Annotated in this window: 18 protein-coding genes; 5 read left to right on the top strand and 13 right to left on the bottom strand. The window is 70.9% G+C overall.

Going from position 1 to position 19,333, the window contains the following annotated elements; all coding sequences use genetic code 11:
• Positions 1-204 precede the first annotated feature (204 nt).
• A complete protein-coding gene (locus tag ABD151_RS16680) occupies positions 205-1,410 on the top strand; it encodes a LuxR C-terminal-related transcriptional regulator (protein WP_343995919.1) in 1,206 nt (401 codons plus the stop codon).
• Positions 1,411-1,523: 113 nt separating this feature from the next.
• Positions 1,524-2,591, top strand: coding sequence for an LLM class F420-dependent oxidoreductase (locus tag ABD151_RS16675; protein WP_343995918.1), 1,068 nt, complete (start codon positions 1,524-1,526; stop codon positions 2,589-2,591).
• 68 nt (positions 2,592-2,659) lie between these two features.
• On the opposite strand, the gene rodA is transcribed toward ABD151_RS16675, so the two are convergent.
• The 13 genes from rodA to ABD151_RS16610 form a co-directional block, all read right to left on the bottom strand.
• Positions 2,660-3,814 carry a rod shape-determining protein RodA gene (rodA, locus tag ABD151_RS16670; protein WP_343995917.1) on the bottom strand — a complete coding sequence of 385 codons (1,155 nt, stop codon included), beginning with the start codon at positions 3,812-3,814 and terminating at the stop codon, positions 2,660-2,662.
• The gene (gene mrdA, locus ABD151_RS16665) at positions 3,811-5,931 is read right to left on the bottom strand and encodes a penicillin-binding protein 2 (RefSeq protein ID WP_343995916.1); all 2,121 of its coding nucleotides are present in this window, start codon (positions 5,929-5,931) and stop codon (positions 3,811-3,813) included. Before mrdA ends, rodA begins: the two co-directional genes overlap by 4 nt.
• Entirely contained in the window at positions 5,925-6,440 is a 516-nt protein-coding gene (mreD, locus tag ABD151_RS16660; protein ID WP_343995915.1) for a rod shape-determining protein MreD, read from the bottom strand. The genes mrdA and mreD overlap by 7 nt, the downstream gene beginning before the upstream one ends.
• Positions 6,437-7,357: a rod shape-determining protein MreC gene (gene mreC / locus ABD151_RS16655; protein ID WP_343995914.1), complete on the bottom strand. Its 921-nt coding sequence runs from the start codon at positions 7,355-7,357 to the stop codon at positions 6,437-6,439. The genes mreD and mreC overlap by 4 nt, the downstream gene beginning before the upstream one ends.
• On the bottom strand, positions 7,357-8,385 hold the full coding sequence (locus tag ABD151_RS16650; protein WP_343995913.1) for a rod shape-determining protein: 1,029 nt from the start codon (positions 8,383-8,385) through the stop codon (positions 7,357-7,359). Before ABD151_RS16650 ends, mreC begins: the two co-directional genes overlap by 1 nt.
• A gap of 139 nt (positions 8,386-8,524) precedes the next feature.
• Positions 8,525-9,508, bottom strand: coding sequence for a putative periplasmic lipoprotein (locus tag ABD151_RS16645; protein ID WP_343995912.1), 984 nt, complete (start codon positions 9,506-9,508; stop codon positions 8,525-8,527).
• Between the two features lie 2 nt (positions 9,509-9,510).
• Positions 9,511-9,918: a nucleoside-diphosphate kinase gene (ndk, locus tag ABD151_RS16640; RefSeq protein WP_343995911.1), complete on the bottom strand. Its 408-nt coding sequence runs from the start codon at positions 9,916-9,918 to the stop codon at positions 9,511-9,513.
• 55 nt (positions 9,919-9,973) lie between these two features.
• Entirely contained in the window at positions 9,974-10,543 is a 570-nt protein-coding gene (locus ABD151_RS16635; RefSeq protein ID WP_343995910.1) for a hypothetical protein, read from the bottom strand.
• Complete coding sequence (locus ABD151_RS16630) at positions 10,540-12,285, bottom strand: alpha/beta hydrolase (protein ID WP_343995909.1); 1,746 nt, start codon at positions 12,283-12,285, stop codon at positions 10,540-10,542. The genes ABD151_RS16635 and ABD151_RS16630 overlap by 4 nt, the downstream gene beginning before the upstream one ends.
• The gene (locus tag ABD151_RS16625) at positions 12,282-12,599 is read right to left on the bottom strand and encodes a hypothetical protein (protein WP_343995908.1); all 318 of its coding nucleotides are present in this window, start codon (positions 12,597-12,599) and stop codon (positions 12,282-12,284) included. The genes ABD151_RS16630 and ABD151_RS16625 overlap by 4 nt, the downstream gene beginning before the upstream one ends.
• The gene (locus ABD151_RS16620) at positions 12,599-13,093 is read right to left on the bottom strand and encodes a hypothetical protein (RefSeq protein WP_343995907.1); all 495 of its coding nucleotides are present in this window, start codon (positions 13,091-13,093) and stop codon (positions 12,599-12,601) included. The genes ABD151_RS16625 and ABD151_RS16620 overlap by 1 nt, the downstream gene beginning before the upstream one ends.
• An 82-nt stretch (positions 13,094-13,175) precedes the next feature.
• On the bottom strand, positions 13,176-13,577 hold the full coding sequence (locus ABD151_RS16615) for a DUF4233 domain-containing protein (protein WP_343995906.1): 402 nt from the start codon (positions 13,575-13,577) through the stop codon (positions 13,176-13,178).
• On the bottom strand, positions 13,574-14,980 hold the full coding sequence (locus ABD151_RS16610) for a bifunctional folylpolyglutamate synthase/dihydrofolate synthase (protein ID WP_343995905.1): 1,407 nt from the start codon (positions 14,978-14,980) through the stop codon (positions 13,574-13,576). Before ABD151_RS16610 ends, ABD151_RS16615 begins: the two co-directional genes overlap by 4 nt.
• A 66-nt stretch (positions 14,981-15,046) precedes the next feature.
• On the opposite strand from ABD151_RS16610, the gene ABD151_RS16605 reads away from it, so the two are divergent.
• The 3 genes from ABD151_RS16605 to valS are packed head-to-tail and all read left to right on the top strand — an operon-like array spanning position 15,047 to position 19,286.
• Positions 15,047-15,517, top strand: a complete 471-nt coding sequence (locus tag ABD151_RS16605; protein WP_343995904.1) for a DUF4334 domain-containing protein — start codon at positions 15,047-15,049, stop codon at positions 15,515-15,517.
• The gene (locus tag ABD151_RS16600) at positions 15,514-16,611 is read left to right on the top strand and encodes an NAD(P)-dependent alcohol dehydrogenase (RefSeq protein WP_343995903.1); all 1,098 of its coding nucleotides are present in this window, start codon (positions 15,514-15,516) and stop codon (positions 16,609-16,611) included. Before ABD151_RS16605 ends, ABD151_RS16600 begins: the two co-directional genes overlap by 4 nt.
• Before the next feature lie 50 nt (positions 16,612-16,661).
• Positions 16,662-19,286 (top strand): valine--tRNA ligase, encoded by a 2,625-nt coding sequence (valS, locus tag ABD151_RS16595; RefSeq protein WP_343995902.1) that lies wholly within the window; start codon positions 16,662-16,664, stop codon positions 19,284-19,286.
• Positions 19,287-19,333: the final 47 nt, after the last annotated feature.

Below are 19,333 nucleotides of genomic sequence, written 5' to 3'. Positions count from 1 at the left end.
TCGTGCCCCCAACGGGAGAGAAGAGTCCCCCGCTGGTGGCGACTCTGGCCCCGACACCCGGGGCGGACGTTGCATTCACCACATTCGACATGTGTAATCGATCACAGGGAGAGGAACCGGATTCGGCACGCGGGAGTGACGTTTCCGGGTCAAAACCGTTGTGGTGGCAGTACCGTGACGAGCGGCAAGATTGTGAGACCCCGCATGACCAAGACCCTTCCGGACCGCCGCGGCGGCCAACGCTCCGTCCTCGACCGAGCACTCAGCGACACCGAGCGCAACGACTTGGAGCACCTCCTCGACCACGCTGGTTCGCTGCTCCTCGACACCGTTCCCAGCCTCACCGAGATCGACGACTTCGCGGCCGCGAACGCCGCCCTTTCCGCAACCCGGACCAGCGTTCTGAAGGCGCTTCAAGGTGACTCCGACGCCCTGCATCAGGTCGTTGAGACGCCGTCGATGTTCGACCTGATCGGCCAGATGGGCAACGCCGAACAGATGGTCCGCGACGCCGAGACCCGGTCTCGCAACTCCGCCGTCAGGATCGCCTGGGAGACCCTGGCTGAGCTCCAGGACGTGCTCTCGGTGCCGCATCTGATCAAGCTCGGCACCGAGGCCGTCTGTCGCCTCGGCTTCGACCGGGCGATCGTCTCCCAGGTCAACGAGTCCACCTGGATGACCGAATCGATCTACGTCGACGGCGACAGCGAGTGGGCCGACGAGATCCTGGCCGCTGGCAAGCAGCAGCCGCAGATGCTCGCCCCCGGGCTGCCCGAGCTGGACATCGTGCGCCGGCGCCGACCGATCGTGGTCACCCACGTCCAGGAGCGGACCCAGGTCCACAAGCCGGTCGCCGACGCCTCGCGTTCACGCTCCTACGCTGCGGCGCCGATCATGCCGCGCGCCAAGGTGATCGGCTTCCTGCACGTGGACCGCTACTTCCACCGCGGCGAAGTCACCCAGTTCGACTGCGACCTGCTGGGCCTCTTCGCGCAGGGCTTCGGGTTCGCCCTGGAACGGGCGATGATGGCCACCGAGATGGAGGCGATGCGGGCCCAGATCCGAGCGCTGGCCACCGACCTCACCTCGATCGCCGCCGATCCCCAGGGGTTCGGCCTCGATCTGCAGCCCCGTCCTGCTGATACCGCCCCGCAGGCCTGGCATGCGATGACGCCCGTCCGGGTGCCGACCCAGAGCCCGACCTTCGACGGCACCGATGACCGCCTGACCCGGCGCGAGCAGGAGGTGTTGAAGCTGATGGCCGAAGGCGAGACCAACCAGCGGATCGCCAGCCGGCTGATCATCTCCGAGGGCACCGTGAAGTCGCACGTCAAGCACATCCTGCGCAAGCTACGTGCCGCGAACCGTGCCGAGGCCGTAGCGCGTTGGCACGGCGCGCAACCGCGGTAGCCATCGCGCCGACTCCTCCCGACGAGGGGTGAGATTCACTCCGTGGGTGGATTCGGCTCCCCTGCCTGCGGTGCGACGATCTCGCTACATTGTCCGAGCAGAGGAGCCGCCACGTGCGTCTGGGAATGATCATCGACTACGCCGGCGGCTTCGCCGAGACAGCAGACCTTGTGGTCGCCTACGAACAGGCCGGCTTGGAACTGGCCGCCATCGCCGAGGCCTACTCGTTCGACGCCGCCAGCCAGCTGGGATATCTGGCGGCGCGGACCGAGAAGCTGGAGCTGGCCTCGGCGATCCTGCAGATCTACTCGCGGACGCCGGCGCTGCTGGCGATGACCGCAGCCGGACTCGATCAGGTCTCGAACGGCAGATTCACCCTGGGCCTGGGTGCATCCGGTCCGCAGGTCGTGGAGGGGTTCCACGGGCTCCCCTACGACGCACCGCTGGGCCGCACCCGTGAGGTGATCGAGATCTGCCGCAAGGTCTGGCTCCGCGAGCCGCTCGAGTACGACGGCAAGTACTACCGGGTGCCGCTGCCCGAAGGTCAGGGCACCGGCCTCGGCAAGCCGCTGAAGCTGATCAACCACCCGCTGCGTAACAGGATCCCGATCTCGGTAGCGGCGCTCGGCCCGGCCAACGTGTCGCTGGTCGCCGAGCTCGCGGAGTCCTGGCAGCCCTTGTTCTTCCACCCCGGCCACTACCGCAAGGCATGGGGCGACGCCCTGGACAAGGGCTTCGCCAAGCGCGATCCGGAGCTCGGCCCGCTCGACGTCATGCTGCAGGTCAACTTCGCGGTCGGCGAGCCCGACCCCGCGCATCTCGCCGCGATCCGCAAGCAGATGGCGCTCTATATCGGGGGCATGGGCGCCAAGGAGAAGAACTTCTACAACCAGCTCGCCTGCCGCTACGGGTACACCGAGGAGGCAGCCGAGATCCAGGATCTCTATCTGGCCGGGCGCAAGCAGGAGGCGGCCGATGCGGTGCCGGCCGATCTGGTCCGCGCCGTCTCGTTGCTGGGTACCGAGCAGGAGATCGCCGAGCAGCTCCGCGAATTCGCGGACGCCGGCGTCACCACGCTGCTGTTGAACCCGCTGGCCGCGTCCCCGGAGCAGCGGGTCGCCGATGTGGCCACCTTGGCGCGGCTCAAGCGCGAGGCCGGACTGGCAGCGCCGACTTCGTAACGCTGACGAACGAGTTGGCCCCTCAACGTGTGATGTGAGGGGCCAACTCGTCAGGGACTATCTGGAATTCAGCGGCGGACCAGGTGCCGGGTCGGCGTGGTGAAGGCGGTCGGGATCGCCGACGACGAGCGCAGGTGGATGTTCTGCAGCACGCCGACCGCGAGCATGGCGGCGAACATCGACGAGCCGCCGTAGGAGACGAAGGGCAGCGGCACCCCGGTGACCGGCATGATGCCCAGGCACATGCCGATGTTCTGGAAGGCCTGGAAGCCGATCCAGCAGGCGATGCCGGCAGCGGCCACCCGGCCGAACATGTCCTCGGCGCGGACCGCGATGGCCAGCGCGCGCCAGACGATGACCCCGAGCAGCGCGATCACCAGGCCGGCACCGAGCAGGCCGAGCTCCTCACCGGCGACGGTGAAGATGAAGTCGGTGTGCTGCTCGGGCACGAAGCCGGACTTGGTCTGCGAGCCGTCGAAGAGGCCTTGGCCGAAGATCCCGCCGTTGCCGACCGCGATCCGCGCCTGCTCGGTGTTGTAGCCCGCACCTCGCGGATCGAGCGCCGGGTTCGTGAACGCCATGAACCGATCGATCTGGTACTGCTTGAGCACCCCGGCCGAGATGGCCAGCGCCGCCACGGCGATGCCGCCGGCGAGGAGGCCGCCCACCCAGCGGCGTGGAACCCCGGCGACGGCGAGCATCCCGAAGACGGTCGCGGTCAGCACCAGCATGGTGCCGAGGTCGGGCTGCAACAGGATCAGCGCCGCCGGCAGGCCGGCCACCGCCAGCATCGCGGCGACGTCGACGACGCCGACCGGGCGCGACCAGGCGGCCCGCTCCGAGACCAGCAACGCCATCCCGACCACCACCGCCAGCTTCGCGAACTCCGACGGCTGGATCGACATCCCGCCGATCATCAGCCACGAGCGCGAGCCGTTGATGGTCGTGCCCATCACCAGCACCAGGACGAGGCCCAGCGCCGAGGCGGCATAGATCGCGGGCACGATGATCCGCAGCCAGCGATGGTCGGTGGCCATCACCATCACCATCAGCACGACGCCGATCGCGACGTTCACCAGCTGCTTGGCCAGGTAGGCGGTGGAGTCGCCGCCGGTCAGCGCCTCGCGGCTGCTGGTCGCCGACCAGACCAGCAGGGTGCCGATCAGCACCAGCAGTCCGACGGCGCCCATCAGCACCCAGTCGAGTCCGTGTCGGCGGTTCACCGCTTCGCTCCCTTGCTCGGCGGCAGGATCGCACCGTCCGGGGCGAAGACCGGCAGCTCGTCGCCGGCCACCACGCCGGGGATCGCGGCATTGCCGCGCTTGGCCTCGGTGCCGGTGACGCCGTAGAGCGCCTCCCAGATCTTGCGGATCGCCGGGCCCACGGTGCCGGAGCCGGTGCCGCCCTGGGTCACCATCATCACCACGACGTAGTCGTCGGAGTAGGAGGCCACCCACGAGGTGGACTGCTTGCCGTAGACCTCGGCCGAGCCGGTCTTGGAGCGGATCGGGATCTCCTGGAGCGGGAAGCCGGTCATCCGCCACGACATCGTGCCCCGGGTGGTGACGCCCCTCAGCGCGGTGTCGATGTAGTCGAGCACCGACTTCGGCAGCTTCACGCTGCCCTGCTTCTTGGGCTTGATCCGCTTCACCACGTTGCCCTCGGGGTCCACGATCGCCTTGCCGATCCGCGGCTCCCACAGGGTGCCGCCGTTGGCGAACGCGGCGTAGGCCCGCGCCAGCTGGAGCGGAGTGACGATGGTGTCGCCCTGGCCGATCGCGAAGTTCACCGCGTCACCGGCCCGGTAGGCGAAGCCCTCGATGCAGAACTCGCGGGCGAAGCGACGCAGGAAGTCGCTGGCGTCGGCCGGCGGCTTCTCGCTGATGCCGCAGTAGTAGTCCTTCTGCGACTCGTAGTAGGAGCGCTTCCACTTGCGGTCCGCGATCCGCCCCGACGCCTCGCCGGGCAGGTCGATCCCGGTCTCCTTGCCGAAGCCGAACTTCTTGGCCTCGGCGACGAGCGGGTCCTTGGCGTTGACGTCGGCCACGTCGCTGCCCAGCCGGCGCCAGAAGTCGTAGCCGATCCGGTAGAAGAAGGTGTTGCAGGAGACCTCGAGGGCCCGGTCGAAGCCGATCGAGCCGTAGGCGCCCGACTCGTAGTTCTTGAACGCCCGGTTGCCCACCTGGAACGACGAGGAGCAGGCCAGCCGCGTCGACGGCGAGTAGCCGTTGGTGAGCGCGCCTGCGGTCATCATCGGCTTCCAGGTCGAGCCGGGGGCGAACTGCCCCTGGGTGGCCCGGGAGAGCAGCGGGGTGCCGGCCTTCTCCGAGTAGAGCCGCGACAGCTGCTTCTGGGTGATCCCGCCGGCCCAGACGCCGGGGTCGTAGGTGGGCGCGCTGGTCATCGCCACGATCCGGCCGGTGTCGGCCTCCATCACCACCGCGGCGCCGGAGTCGGCGACGTAGTTGCGACCGGTCACCGTGTCATGGGTCGCGCGGGCGGTGGCGATGGTCTCGGCGAGCTGGTCCTCGACCACCGACTGCACCTTGGCGTCGATCGAGGTGACCAGGGTGTCGCCGGGACGACCCGCGTCGACGCCGTTCTCGCGCATCACCTCGCCGACCGAGTTCACCTCCACCCGCTGGTAGCCGGGCATGCCGCGCAGCCACGCGTCGTACTGCTTCTCGATCCCGGCGCGACCGACCTGGGAGGCACCGTTGACGGAGGTGTCCTCCTCCTCGGTGGCCAGGTCGATCTCGTCCTCGGTGATCGGGCTCAGGTAGCCGAGCAGGTGCGCGGCGTTGATCCCGTACGGCGAGGGGTAGGAGCGCACCGACTGCTGCTGGACGACGACGCCCGGGTAGTCCTCGGGCTGCTCCTTGATCCGCAGCGCGACCTTCTGGTCGACGTCCTCGGCGACCGGGACCGGCTGATAGGGCGAGCCGTTCCAGCAGGTGCCGGCGACCGCGCCGTCGGTGCCGCAGTTGAGCAGTCGCGCCTCGAGCTTGGCCACCTTCACCTTGAGCACCTTGGCGACGCTGGCGAGCAGCTGCTCGTCCTGGTCGTCGGGGAGCTTGCCGAGCGTGGTGCGATCGATCGAGACCACCCAGATGTTCCGGTTCGCGACCAGCGAGCGGCCCTGGGCGTCGACGATCAGGCCGCGGTCCGGCTGCAGCACCACCTCGCGGATGGACTGTGACTCCGCCTTGGCCTGGTAGACCTCGCCGCCGGCGACCTGGAGGTACCACAGCCGCACCAGGAGGGTCGCGAAGAGGCTCACCACCAGCGCCTGGATCACGATCAGTCGCAACCGGCTGCGCTGCGCGCCCGCGCTCACCATGCCACGTACCGGGGCGGCTCGATGCGGCGGAAGAGCGCCATCGTCGGCGGCACGATCAGCAGGGTCAGCGCGACGTCGAAGACCATGCCGATCCCGATCACCTGCAGCATCTCCACCACACCGGTGGTGCCGTCGTCGAGGAGCAGGCCGGTGATCGCGAAGATCGAGGTGCCGACGAACGAGGCGGCAGCGACCGTGCCCAGCATCATCGGGACGGTGATCCGGGAGTCCTGGCGCACCAGGCCGGCCACGAAGCCGACCAGCACCAGGGCGAGCGCCCAGCGTCCGGCCAGGTGGTCGGCGGGCGGGGCGAGGTCGATGAGCACCCCGGCCGCGAAGCCGATCAGGGCACCGAACTGAGGCCCGCGCACCAGGGCTGCGGCCACCACGACCAGCAGCGCCACGTTGGGCACGACGCCGTCCCAGGCCAGGTGCGAGAAGACGGTCACCTGCAGCACCACCGCGACGATGACGGCGAGGACGGCACCGCCGGCGCGAACGAGGCTCATCGGCTCCCCTCCGCGTCGAAGATCACCCGGTCGCTGCTGGTGCCGCCCGGCACCACCACGCCGACCAGGTCGAGCGAGCTGAAGTCGACGAACGGCTCGATCCGCGCCACCCGGCTGGTCTCACGGGGGCTGCTGATCACCGAGACCACCTTGCCGATCGGGACGCCGGCGACGTAGGGGGCGCCGTCCTTGCTGCCCCAGGTGGTCACCACGTCGCCCTTGGTGGCGATCACGGTGTCGTCGATCAGCTCGAGGTCGAGCAGGGCGTCGTCGCCGATCTCGCCGCGGCCCTTGAGGAAGCCGATCTCCATGCTGGAGGCGAGCCGGCCGCCGACCACCGAGTCGGTGTCCAGGACCAGCAGCACGGTGGCGGTGGTCCGGGTCACCCGGATCACCCGCCCGACCAGGCCGCGGGAGTTGACCACGGTCAGGTCGGAGGTCAGCCCCGAGGAGCTGCCGGCGTCGATCGTCACCGTCTGCGAGAAGGACTGCCGCGGGCCCACCCCGATCACCTTGGCGGGCAGCAGCGAGTAGCCGATGTCGGTGGCGGCCTTGGCCAGCCCGTCGTACTCGGCGAGCCGGTTGCGGTCGAGGTCGGCGGTATTGGCCTCGCTGCGCAGCCGGTCGTTCTCGGCCTGCAGCTCACGGACGTCGTCACGCAGGTCGGAGCGGGTGCGGAAGAAGTCGGGGATCGCCGCGAACGGCTCCACGACGGCGTCGCCGACCGACTCGGCCGGGCCGACGACCTCGCCGACCGCGCGGCGCGCGGCGTCGAGGGGACCATCGGCCTGGTGGTCGAGGACGATCAGCGTCACGCTGGCCAGCACCAGGGCGATCAGCACGGCACGGGCGGAGCGGTCCTGCTCCGAGCCGGCGACCTCGCGCTTCCAGCGTCGCTCGCGCCAAGGACCGGCCATCAGAACCGCCGTCGGTCGGCGACCAGCACCTGCTGCAGGGCGTCGAACTCCTCGACGCAGCGGCCGGCGCCGAGCGCCACCGAGCTGAGCGGCTCGTCGGCCACGTGCACCGGCATCCCGGTCTCGTGGCGCAGCCGCTCGTCCAGGCCACGGAGCAGGGCGCCGCCACCGGTCAGCACGATGCCACGGTCCATGATGTCGCCGGCCAGCTCGGGCGGGGTCTGGTCGAGCGTGGTGCGCACGGCGTCGACGATGTTGTGCAGCGGCTCCTCGAGCGCCTGGCGCACCTCGGCGCTGGAGACCACGACGGTGCGCGGCAGGCCGGAGACCATGTCCCGCCCGCGGACCTCGGCCTCGGGCTCGGTGGGCAGCGGGAAGGCCGAGCCGAGGGTCATCTTGATCTCCTCGGCGGTGCGCTCCCCCAGCATCAGGGAGTACTCCTTCTTCATCCACGCGATGATCGCCTGGTCGAGGTCGTCGCCGGCGGTGCGGATCGAGAGCGAGGTGACGATGCCGCCGAGCGAGATCACCGCGACCTCGGTGGTGCCGCCGCCGACGTCGACGACCATGTTGCCGGTCGCCTCGTGCACGGGCAGGCCGGCGCCGATGGCGGCCGCCATCGGCTCCTCGACGATGTAGACCCGGCGGGCGCCGGCCTGGTAGCCGGCCTCCTTGACCGCGCGCTGCTCGACCGGGGTGATCCCGCTGGGCACGCAGATCACCACGCGCGGCTTGGCGAGGTAGCCACGACGGTGGACCTGGCGGATGAAGTGGCGAAGCATCGCCTCGCAGCTGTCGAAGTCGGCGATCACGCCGTCCTTGAGCGGGCGGATCGCGGTGATGTTGTCCGGGGTCCGGCCGAGCATCCGCTTGGCCTCGTGGCCGACGGCCAGGATCTCGCCGGTGCTGGTGTTCATCGCCACGACCGAGGGCTCGTCCACCAGCACGCCCTTGCCGCGCACGTAGACCAACGTGTTTGCGGTGCCGAGATCGACGGCCATGTCTCGACCGATGATGCTGTTCGCCATCGGATTACTGCCCTTGCTCGTACGTCGTGGGGGAAGGTCACGCAGCGCTGCACCGGGGTACAGGTCGCCATCTCCGAGGTTAGGAGCGCCAACCCCCCGGATCGGGGAGGACACGCCCAGGCTGGCGACGCGACGCGCCTCACCAGGAGCAGTGCTGCTCCGGGCCGTTCAGGACGGCGTCGCGGTCCAGGCGCAGGACGGCGGGAACGGTCTCCTCGTCGGGGTCCAGGAAGTACCGGGCGCCCGCCTCGCTGACGGTCCAGATGTCGCGCCCCACGAACTCGACGTCCTCAGCGCCGGGCACGAAGGCGAGCCGACGACCGTCGGGTGCGTGCAGCTCGGCACAGTGGGTGCCGGTGCTGGTGAACCAGATCCCGCCCGGGCCGGTGGCGATCCCCTGCAGCCGGCGCGGCACGCCGCGCCAGCGCACCGGCGCCGGCACCGCGCCGTCGGCCGCCAGGATCTCGGGGATCGAGAACCAGGCCATCCGCGCCGAGCGGTCGATCCGGAACCGGCCGATGCCCAGCCGGTCGCCGTCCACGACCAGGGTCGAGCCCTTCACCTGCGGCGGCAGGGTCCAGACCCGGCGCACCGGGTCGCCGTCGAAGAGCCGGTCGGCGTCGAGCAGCCAGAGCCGGTTCGACTCGACCAGCCAGAGCCCGGCGGGGCTCGCCTCCATCCCGCCGGAGTGGCGGCAGAAGGTGGGCGCGCTGCTGTAGACCGGCGCCTCCCAGCGGGCCAGGAAGCCGACCGTGCGCCCGGTCCTCGGGTCGAGCTCCAGCAGTTGGCACGGGTGGTCGCCGAGCCGCGGGCTCCTGCGCTGGTAGCCACCGACCAGGACCCGCGAGCCGATCAGCTCGATCGACTGCGGGATGAACCAGTCGTCCATCCCCTCGACCCAGTAGCCGGCGCAGACCGCTGCGGCCACCGGGTAGGTGCGCATCGTGTGCGGCCCGTACCCGGGCTCGGGACCCCTGACCTCGGACCGGGTGACGCCGTCGCAGCGGCCGGCGGCCACCGATGGCGGGTCGGCCGGGTCGATCGGATCGGCACCCGTGCCGCTGCCGGCGCAGCCGGCCAGCCCCACGGTGACCAGCAGGGCGGCCAGCCGGCGCCGGTTCATGCTCAGAGGTTCGGGAACCAGATCCCGATCTCGCGCTCGGCGGACTCGGGCGAGTCGGAGCCGTGCACCAGGTTCTCGCGGTTGGACATCGACAGGTCGCCGCGGATCGTGCCCGGGGCGGCCTTGCGGCCGTCGGTGGCGCCGTTCAGGCCGCGGACCACCTCGATCGCCTCGTCGCCCTCGAGCACGGCGACCACCAGCGGACCGGAGGTCACGAAGGTGCGCAGCGGCGGGTAGAAGTCCCGCTCGACGTGCTCGGCGTAGTGCCGGTCGGCCATCTCACCGTCGATGGTGCGGTGCTCCAGCGCCGCGATGGCGAGCCCCTTGGCCTCATAGCGGGCCAGGATGTTGCCGACCAGACCCCGGCGAACGGCGTCGGGCTTGAGGATCACCAAAGTGCGCTGCGTCATGGCCCCGACCCTACCGACCCGCCCGATCGGCGCCCACGCTGGCTCGGCCCCGGGCTCACTCGGCCGGTGAGCTGGCCGCGGGCGGCACCAGGTTCTTGTCGGGCTCGCCACGCTGCGCCCAGGCGTCGCGCTCGTCCTCGGGGACCTCGACGCACTGCCCGGCGAAGGAGATCAGCACGAAGCCGTCCTCGGGATAGAGGTTGAGCCCGGTGGCGAGGTCGTCACGCACCCCGTCCACCCCCTGCTTGTCGGAGTCGTCGGCGACGCTCACCTCGAAGCCCTCGTCGGTGAGCACCGTGGTCAACGCCGTCAGCGAGTCGACGGAGAGCCCGGTGGCGTCGATCCGCCCGGCCACCCGGTACTTGAAGTCGCGGTAGGTCCACTGGTCCGCGCTGGTGCAGCCGGCCCAGCTCCCGCGCAGGAAGGTGAGCGACCCGGTCACCGAGTCGGCCAGCGCCGGGGCTACCTGCAGGGCCACCTTGCGCACGTCCTCGCGCTGCTCCTCCAGGGTGCGGGCGGCGTCCGGGGCGGCGGTGCCGCCGTCGTCGCCTTCGTCGTCTCCGCAGGCCACCAGCACTCCCATCATCGCCACCGTCGCCAGCACCAGTCCGGCTGCTCGCCTCACGACTCGTCTCCTCTGGTGTCCTCGACTTCAGGGGTTCGGTCCCACTCGGGATCGACGGGACCGCTGTACCAGGGGTCGTACTTGTGCTCGGCCTGCTCGACGTCGTCGTAGTCACCATTGAGGATCTGGGCGAGGTTGTCGAGCGACTCGCTGTCGTGGTCGAAGTACTTCGAGTGGTCGTTGAGCGGGTTGAGGCCGTCGCCGCGGTCGGTCGCCTCGGCCTCGAAGCGGTTCGCGCCGAAGTCGTCCTCGGCCGGATCGCGACCGAGGCCCAGCTCCACGTTGCCCTTGTTGACCCACCCCTTGTCGCCCAGGTCGGCCACCGGGTCGCGGCTGTTGCTGCCCACCCAGACATGCTCCTCGCCGACGCCGAGGTCCGAGGCGTGCCCGGCGCTGTCGCCCGGCCCGGGACTGCCCAGCAGCACGATGTCGCCGACGTCGAGGCCCTCATCGGTCGCCGCGGTGCCGGTGGTGGTGGAGCCGTAGCTGTGGCCCACGGCGACCAGGTGCGGGTCGTCGTCACGGATCGCGTTGATCCCGTCGAAGGTGTCCGCGAGCCGCTCCCCGCCGTTCTCGGCCATGTGCTCGAATCCGACCCCCAGGCTGTCGCCGTCGTCGGGGGCGTCGTAGCCCATCCACGCCACCACCGCGGTGCTCTGGCTCGGGTCGTCGGCACGCGCCGCCTCGTAGAGGTTGAGCGCGCTCGAGGTCTGGCCGGGGATCTTGGTGCCGTCGTTGGTGAGGCCGGGGGTGATCACCGCGACGTTGTCCGCGGTGTCGAGGTCGCCGGCCACCACCGCGACGCGGCCATCGCCGTCGAAGGCCGTCGGGTCGTAGATGTAGAGCTGGCTGGTGACCGGCTGACCGGTGACCGGGTCGTCACGGTCGGCCACCCGCTCCAGCGCGTCGCGCGCGGCCCGGGCGTTGGTGAGGTGCTCCTCCTCGGCCCCGGTGAGCTGGTCGCGCGACTCCAGCAGCTCCAGCATCGCGAGGTCGCGTGCCAGCGCGGTGCTGTTCGCCTCGTCGCGCACCGAGGCGGGGATGCCGTCCAGGTTGCCGACCGAGCCCGGCGACGCCGCCAGGATCGCCTGCTGCTCGCTCTCCGAGAGGCTCTCCCACCACTCCCGGACGACGTCCGGCCCGGCGTCCGCGCCGGGCTTGCGGGCCAGCGCGGCGTCGGCCGGATCGGGCACCCCCTCGTAGCGCGCCTTCACCTGCTGCCAGCTCAGCATCCCGTCGAAGGCGGCCACCATCGCGTTCTCCTCGGTGGCGATGCCACTGACCCAGGTGGCCACGTCCTCGTCGAAGACGCCGATCTGGGTGGCCAGCGCGTCACAGTCCGCCTGGAAGTCGGCGACCTGGTCGGCCGGCACCATCGGCGCGCTCAGCCGCAGGCCGTTGAGCTGTCCGACCAGCGACCCACGGCGCGAGACCAGGTCGACCCGCTCGGTGACCAGCTCCTGCATCCGCTCGGCATGGCTGGCCGAGCGCCGGGCGACCTGTCGCAGCGCCAGCGACATCGCGTCGGCCCGCTCCCCCAGCGGCTTGATCTGCTGGTGGTAGGCGACGGCGTCGTCCCCGCTCCAGGTCGCGATCGGCGCGGTGCCGGCGACGAAGGTGCCGAGGTCGTCGACCTGGGTGGAGGCGGTGAGCAGGTCGGCGGCGAAGGCGTCGATCGCGGCCGGGTCGCAGACCAGCGCCGGGATGGTCCGCGGGTCGGCCGGCAGCGTGATCACACTCATCGCTGCTCCACCAGGGCCGCGTGCAGCTGCTGGGCGTCGAGGTCGTAGAACAGCTGGTCGGTGGCGGTGACGTCGGAGTCGAACCAGGCCTGGATGCTGCCGCGCAGGCCGTCGGCGAACCCCTCGGCGTCGGTGGCCAGCGTGGTCAGGTGGCCGCGCCACGCCGTGCCGAAGCCACTCGCCGCGGCGGTGACCGGGCTGCTGAAGCCGGCCGTGTCGGCGTCCGCGATGACCTGCGCCGCCGAGGTGACGTCGACGTTCTGCTGGTCCCACTCGCCGGCCCGGACGCCGACCTCGACCGGGATGGTGGGCATCAGGCCCTCCCCAGCAGGCGGGCTGCCAGGTCGGTGCCGACCCGCAGCGCCGGGGAGGTCACCCGGACCACCAGCACCTCGGTGGCCTGCGCCCAGGTGGCCTGCACCCGGACCAGGTCGAAGGTCGCCGAGACCCGGACGACGGGGCCCTCGGTGCGGCGGGTCCGGTCCGCCGCGCTCTGGATCAGGGCCAGGATCTCGGCCCCGGCGGGATCGGGGCCGCTGTGCTTGAGGCGGACCTCGACGGTGTCGGGGGTCGGCCCGGCCACCACCTCGGCATGCCGGTCCGGGGCGAGCCCGAACGCCGGGCGGTAGCCCTCGACCAGCTCGACGATCTCGGCCACCTGCTCGGCGGTGGCGTCGAAGACCGGGGTCGCCAGATCCGGCTCCGGATCGCCCGCCGCGGCGGGCAGCAGCACGATGTCGAGGTCAGGGTGTCGGGCCGCGACCACCGACCAGAAGGGGTCGTCGAGCACCTGGGTCCGAGAGTCCATGACCAGGCTCTACCCCGGCGGATGGGGCGCAAACCCCCGGTGCCCGCCCTGTGCACGACCGGCGCACGAGCGGGCGGTCAGCTCACTGCTCGGCGGCCCACTTCGCCCAGGCCTCGGCGCGCTCACGCTCGATCTTGCGGCCCAGGAAGATGGCCGAGCCCCACAGCAGGGCGAACAGCGCACCGAGGAAGAACATCGTCGGCACCACGAAGCCGAGCAGGATCGCCGCGACCTGGATCGCGGTTCCCGCGTGGTAGGCCCACTCGGCGCGCAGCATGCCGGCGACCACGAAGCAGGCCACCGCGAGCCCGAGCCCGATGCTCAGCGCCACCGCGGGCTCGACGTCGGCGAGGGTGATCATCACCGCCGAGCTGAGGCCCAGCATGATCGCCTCGAGGGAGAGGATCGCCGCGCACATCGCCCGGCGCGGGGACTTCTTGGCCTCGGCGGGAAGCTCGACGCCGGTCGGCTGGTCGGTGCTCATCGGTCGTTGCCCTTCAGATCGGTGCGCATCACGTCGCGGCCCTTCAACATCTCCCGCGCCTCGCCGACGGTGACCACCGAGCCGGTGACCAGCACGCCGCCGGAGCCGATCGAGTCGCCGTAGGCCTGACCGTCCTCGGCGAGGGTGGCCGCCAGGTCGATGGCGTCGGCGAGCGACTCCACCACGGTGACCCGGTCCTCGCCGAAGATCTCGCGCGCCATCTCCCCCAGCTGGGCGGCGGGCAGCGAGCGCGGGGTCGAGTTCCGGGTCGCGATCAGGTGGGTCATCTCCGGCTCGAACGCGGCCAGCACGCCTTCGACGTCCTTGTCGCCCATCACGCCGATCACGCCGATCAGCGGGGAGAAGGCGAAGGACTCGACCAGGCTCGCGGCGGTCGCCGCGGCACCGGCCGGGTTGTGGGCGGCGTCCAGGACGACGGTCGGGCTGCGCCGGACCACCTCCAACCGGCCCGGCGAGTCGACCCGGGCGAACGCCTCGCGGACCAGGTCGTCGCTCAGCGGCTCGTCGCCGCCGAAGGCCTCGACCGCGGCCAGCGCGACGGCGGCGTTCTGCGCCTGGTGCGCGCCGTAGAGCGGGAGGAAGAGGTCGTCGTAGCGGCCGTGCAGTCCTTGCAGCGAGACGGTCTGGCCACCGACCGCGGGGCTGCGGCCGACCACGCCGAACTCGACGCCCTCGCGGGCCACGGTGGCGCCGACCTCGGCGGCCCGGGCGAGCAGCACCGCGGCCGCCTCCGGCGACTGCTCGGCCAGGACGAGACGCGAGCCGGGCTTGATGATCCCGGCCTTCTCGGTCGCGATCGCGTCGACGGTGTCGCCCAGGTACTGGGCGTGGTCGAGGCCGACCGGGAGGACCACCGCGACGTCGCCGTCCGCGATGTTGGTGGCGTCCCACGAGCCGCCCATGCCGACCTCGATCACCGCGACGTCGACCGGCGCATCGGCGAAGGCCGCGAACGCCATCCCGACGATGGTCTCGAAGAAGGAGAGCGGGTGCGGCTGGTCGGCGTCGACCAGGTGCGTGTACGGCGCGACGTCGTTGAACGCCCGGACGAAGGCCTCGTCGTCGAGCGGCTCGCCGTCGATGCTGATCCGCTCGCTCATCTTCTCCACGTGCGGGCTGGTGAAGCGCCCGGTGCGCAGCTCCTGGGCGCGCAGCAGGGAGTCGATCATCCGCGAGGTCGAGGTCTTGCCGTTGGTGCCGGTCAGGTGGATCACCCGGTAGCTGCGCTGCGGGTCGCCCAGCAGCTCGGCGAAAGCGGCGATCCGGTCCAGCGACGGCTCCAGGCGCGTCTCGGGCCAACGGGAGAGCAGCGCATCCTCGGCCTCGGCGAAGGTGGCCGCGGCGCGACCGTGCTCGGAGAGCGGGGGGAAGTTTTCAGTCATGACCCGGTCAGTCTAGTTGGCCCGAATACGATGACAGTAACGCTGTCATCGTCATAGATTGCCGGCATGACCCAGCTCACCGATCGGTTCCGGCGCCTCCGGGACGCCCCCGCACCGAGCACCGACGACCTCGACGCCCTGTGGGCCGACCTGCCCACCGTCGGCGTGGCGGAGATCCTCGGCCACTGGACCGGCGGCGACTTCGCGACCGGCCACCCGATCTCCACGGTGCTCAGCAGAGCCCGGTGGCACGGCAAGTGGTTCGACTCCGCCACCGACGTCACCCCGATCGTCTGCCGTGGCGAGGACGGCACCCTGCAGGCGAACGAGCGCGCCGCGGGCGGCGGCGCCGCGAGCCTGTGGAACGTGGAGTTCCGCGGCGAGGTCACCGCGACCATGGTCTACGACAAGGTCCCGGTCCTCGACCACTTCAAGCAGGTCGACGCGGACACCCTGGTCGGGATCATGAACGGCAAGCTGGAGAGCACCTACGGCATCACCGACCTGTACTACTTCTGGCTGGAGCGTGAGAAGTGAAGACCACCGTTGCCCTCTCCCCCGCGCCCGGCTCCGACTTCGCGCTGACCGAGGTCGAGCTCACCGAGCCGCGTGCCGACGAGATCCTGGTCAAGATCGCCGCCACCGGCCTGTGCCATACCGACCTGTCGGTGCGCGACACCCTGCCCGCGGAGATGTTCCCCCGGGTCTTCGGGCACGAGGGTGCCGGCGTCGTCGAGCAGGTGGGCGCCGAGGTCGAGGGGATCTCCGTGGGCGACCACGTGGTGCTCTCGTTCCGGGCCTGTCGCGTCTGCGGCCAGTGCCACCGCCAGGGCGTGGGCTACTGCGAGTCGACCGTGCTGCTGAACTACCTCGGCACCCGGATGGACGGCTCCACCACCTACCAGCACGACGGCGCACCCCTCTTCGGATCGTTCTTCGGCCAGTCCAGCTTCGCCCAGCACGCGATCGCCTACGCCGACAACGCGGTGGTCGTCGACAAGGCGCACGACCTGCGCCGGATCGGCCCCTTCGGCTGCGGCTTCCAGACCGGAGCAGGGACGGTCCTCAACGTGTTGCAGCCGGGCAGCGACGACGCGCTGGTGGTCTACGGCGCCGGTGCGGTCGGGCTCGCCGCCCTGGCCGCGGCCCACGGCGCCGGGGTCGGCACCCTGGTCGCCGTGGACATGATGGACTCCCGCCTGGAGGCCGCCGCCGGCTACGGAGCCGCCGTGGTCAACCCCGCCGAGCTGGACGGGGCGTCCGTGGTGGAGAAGGTCAAGGAGCTGACCGGCGGCGGCGCCAGCCACGCCCTGGACACCACCGGGGTGGCCGCGGTGATCCGCGACGGCGTCTCCGCGCTGCGGCCGCGCGGCGAGCTCGCGGTGCTCGGGCTCGGCGCACCCGAGCTCACCCTCGACGCCGTCGACGTGATGATGAACGGCAAGGTGCTGCGCGGCTCGGTGGAGGGCGACTCCGACCCCCAGGAGATGGTGCCGCGGCTGCTCGCGCTCGCCGCGGCGGGCCGCTTCGACGTGGACCGGCTGATCAGCACCTACCCGTTCGCCGAGATCGGTGCCGCGATCGCCGACTCCGCCTCCGGCGCCGCCGTCAAGCCGGTCCTCACCTGGTAACGAGGAACCGGGTTTCTTGACCACCCGAGGACGCCAATAGAATCGGGTCTATGACTGAGAACCCCGCCCAGAGCGACCTGTCCCCGACGACGCCCGCAGACGCGCGCGCCGTCGTCGTACCGGACAAGCCGGCTCTGGAGGGCCTGGAGACCAAGTGGGCCGAGCAGTGGAAGGCCGACCAGACCTACCGGTTCGACCGGACCCAGCCGCGGGAGAACGTCTACTCGATCGACACCCCGCCGCCCACCGTCTCCGGCTCGCTGCACGTGGGTCACGTGTTCTCCTACACCCACACCGACGTGATCGCCCGCTACCAGCGGATGACCGGCAAGACCGTCTTCTACCCGATGGGCTGGGACGACAACGGCCTGCCGACCGAGCGCCGGGTGCAGAACTACTACGGCGTGCGCTGCGACCCGTCGCTGCCCTACGACCCCGACTTCACGCCCCCGGCCAAGCCGGACCCGAAGAAGCAGATCCCGATCAGCCGTCCCAACTTCGTCGCGCTCTGCGAGGAGTTGGTGAAGGAGGACGAGAAGGCCTTCGAGTCGCTGTGGCGCACGGTCGGCCTCTCCGTCGACTGGGCCGAGCACTACACCACCATCGGCGAGAAGGCGCAGACCGTCAGCCAGCGCGCCTTCCTGCGCAACTTCGCGCGCGGCGAGGCCTACCTGCAGGAGGCCCCCACGCTGTGGGACGTCACCTTCCAGAGCGCGGTGGCCCAGGCCGAGCTGGAGGCCCGTGAGTACGCCGGCGCCTACCACCGGGTCGCCTTCCACAAGCCCGACGGCACCCCGATCCACATCGAGACCACCCGCCCCGAGCTGATCCCGGCCGTGGTCGCGCTGATCGCCCACCCCGACGACGAGCGCTACGCCGAGCTGTTCGGCAGCACCGTCACCTCGCCGGTCTTCGGCGTCGAGATCCCGGTGCTGGCGCACCCCGCCGCCGAGCCCGACAAGGGCGCCGGCATCGCGATGTGCTGCACCTTCGGCGACCTCACCGACGTGATGTGGTGGCGCGAGCTGCAGCTTCCGGTGCGCACCGTGATCGGCCGCGACGGCCGTCTGCTGCGCGAGACCCCGGAGTGGCTGGGCGCCGAGCAGGCCGCGGGCGCCTACGCCGACCTGGCCGGCAAGACCACCTTCAGCGCCCGCGAGGCGATGGTCGCCAAGCTCCGCGAGAGCGGCGACCTCGACGGCGAGCCCAAGGCCACCACCCGGATGACGAACTTCTTCGAGAAGGGCGACAAGCCGCTCGAGATCGTCGCCACCCGGCAGTGGTACATCCGCAACGGTGGCCGCGACTCCGACCTGCGCGCAGCCCTGGTCGCCGACGGCGAGCAGATCACCTGGGTGCCGGCGCACATGAAGCACCGCTACGACAACTGGGTCGGCGGCCTCAACGGCGACTGGCTGATCTCGCGTCAGCGCTTCTTCGGCATCCCGTTCCCGGTCTGGTACCGCCTCGACGCCGAGGGCGAGCCGGACTACGGCACCCCGCTGCTGCCGACCGAGGCGCAGCTGCCGATCGACCCGTCCACCGACGCCCCCGAGGGCTTCACCGAGGCGCAGCGCGGCAAGCCCGGCGGCTTCATCGGCGACCCGGACGTGATGGACACCTGGGCCACCTCGTCGCTGACCCCGCACATCGCCGGCGGCTGGGAGAGCGACAACGACCTGTTCGAGCGGGTCTTCCCGATGGACCTGGCCACCCAGGCGCACGACATCATCCGGACCTGGCTCTTCTCCCGCGTGGTCCGCGCGCACCACGAGAACGGCGTCGTGCCCTGGACCCACGCGCTGATCTCCGGCTTCGTGGTCGACCCCGACCGCAAGAAGATGAGCAAGTCCAAGGGCAACGTCGTGGTCCCGACCGAGATCCTCGACAAGTTCGGGGCGGACGCCGTCCGCTGGCGCGCCGCGATGGCTCGCCCGGGCCTGGACTCCCCCTTCGACGAGACCCAGATGAAGGTCGGCCGCCGACTGGCGATGAAGGTGCTCAACGCCTCCAAGTTCGTGCTCGGCAGCGTCGGTGCCACCACCGTCTCCCCCGCGCTGATCGCCAACCCCGTCGACACCGCGCTGATGGGTCGCCTGGCGCAGGTGGTCACCGAGGCCACCGACGCGTTCAACGCCTACGACTACACCACCGCGCTCGAGGTCACCGAGCGCTTCTTCTGGCAGTTCTGCGACGACTACCTGGAGCTGGTCAAGGAGCGCGCCTACGACGCCGAGGGCGGGATGGCCACCGAGTCGGCCCGGGCCACCCTCGCCACCGCGCTGCACACCGTGCTGCGCCTGCTGGCGCCGTTCCTGCCCTACGTCACCGAAGAGGTGTGGTCGTGGTGGCAGGAGGGCTCGATCCACACGGCACCGTGGCCGCGGGCCACCGAGCTGGGCTCGGCCGCCGCCAGCGACCCGGCCATGCTGGTCTCCGTGGCCGCAGCCCTGGCCGGCGTGCGCGGCGCCAAGTCGCAGGCGAAGGTCTCGATGAAGACCGAGCTGAGCCGCGCCGAGTTCGTCGGCAGCCCGGCCCAGATCGCCGCGGTCGGCCAGGCCGAGACCGACCTGCGCAACGCCGGGAAGATCGTCGGCGAGGTCGTGCTCACCCCGGCCGAGGACGCCGAAGAGCTCAGCGTCACGGTGGAGTTCGTGCCCACCGAGGAGAGCTGAGCCAGCAGGCTCGAGAACGACGAAGCGGCGCCGCCCACCAGGGCGGC

Origin of the sequence: Nocardioides dubius, from assembly GCF_039528155.1 — a bacterium.
In the GTDB taxonomy this organism is placed as follows: Bacteria; Actinomycetota; Actinomycetes; order Propionibacteriales; family Nocardioidaceae; genus Nocardioides; species Nocardioides dubius.
This window is presented reverse-complemented; position numbering and strand designations above follow the sequence as displayed.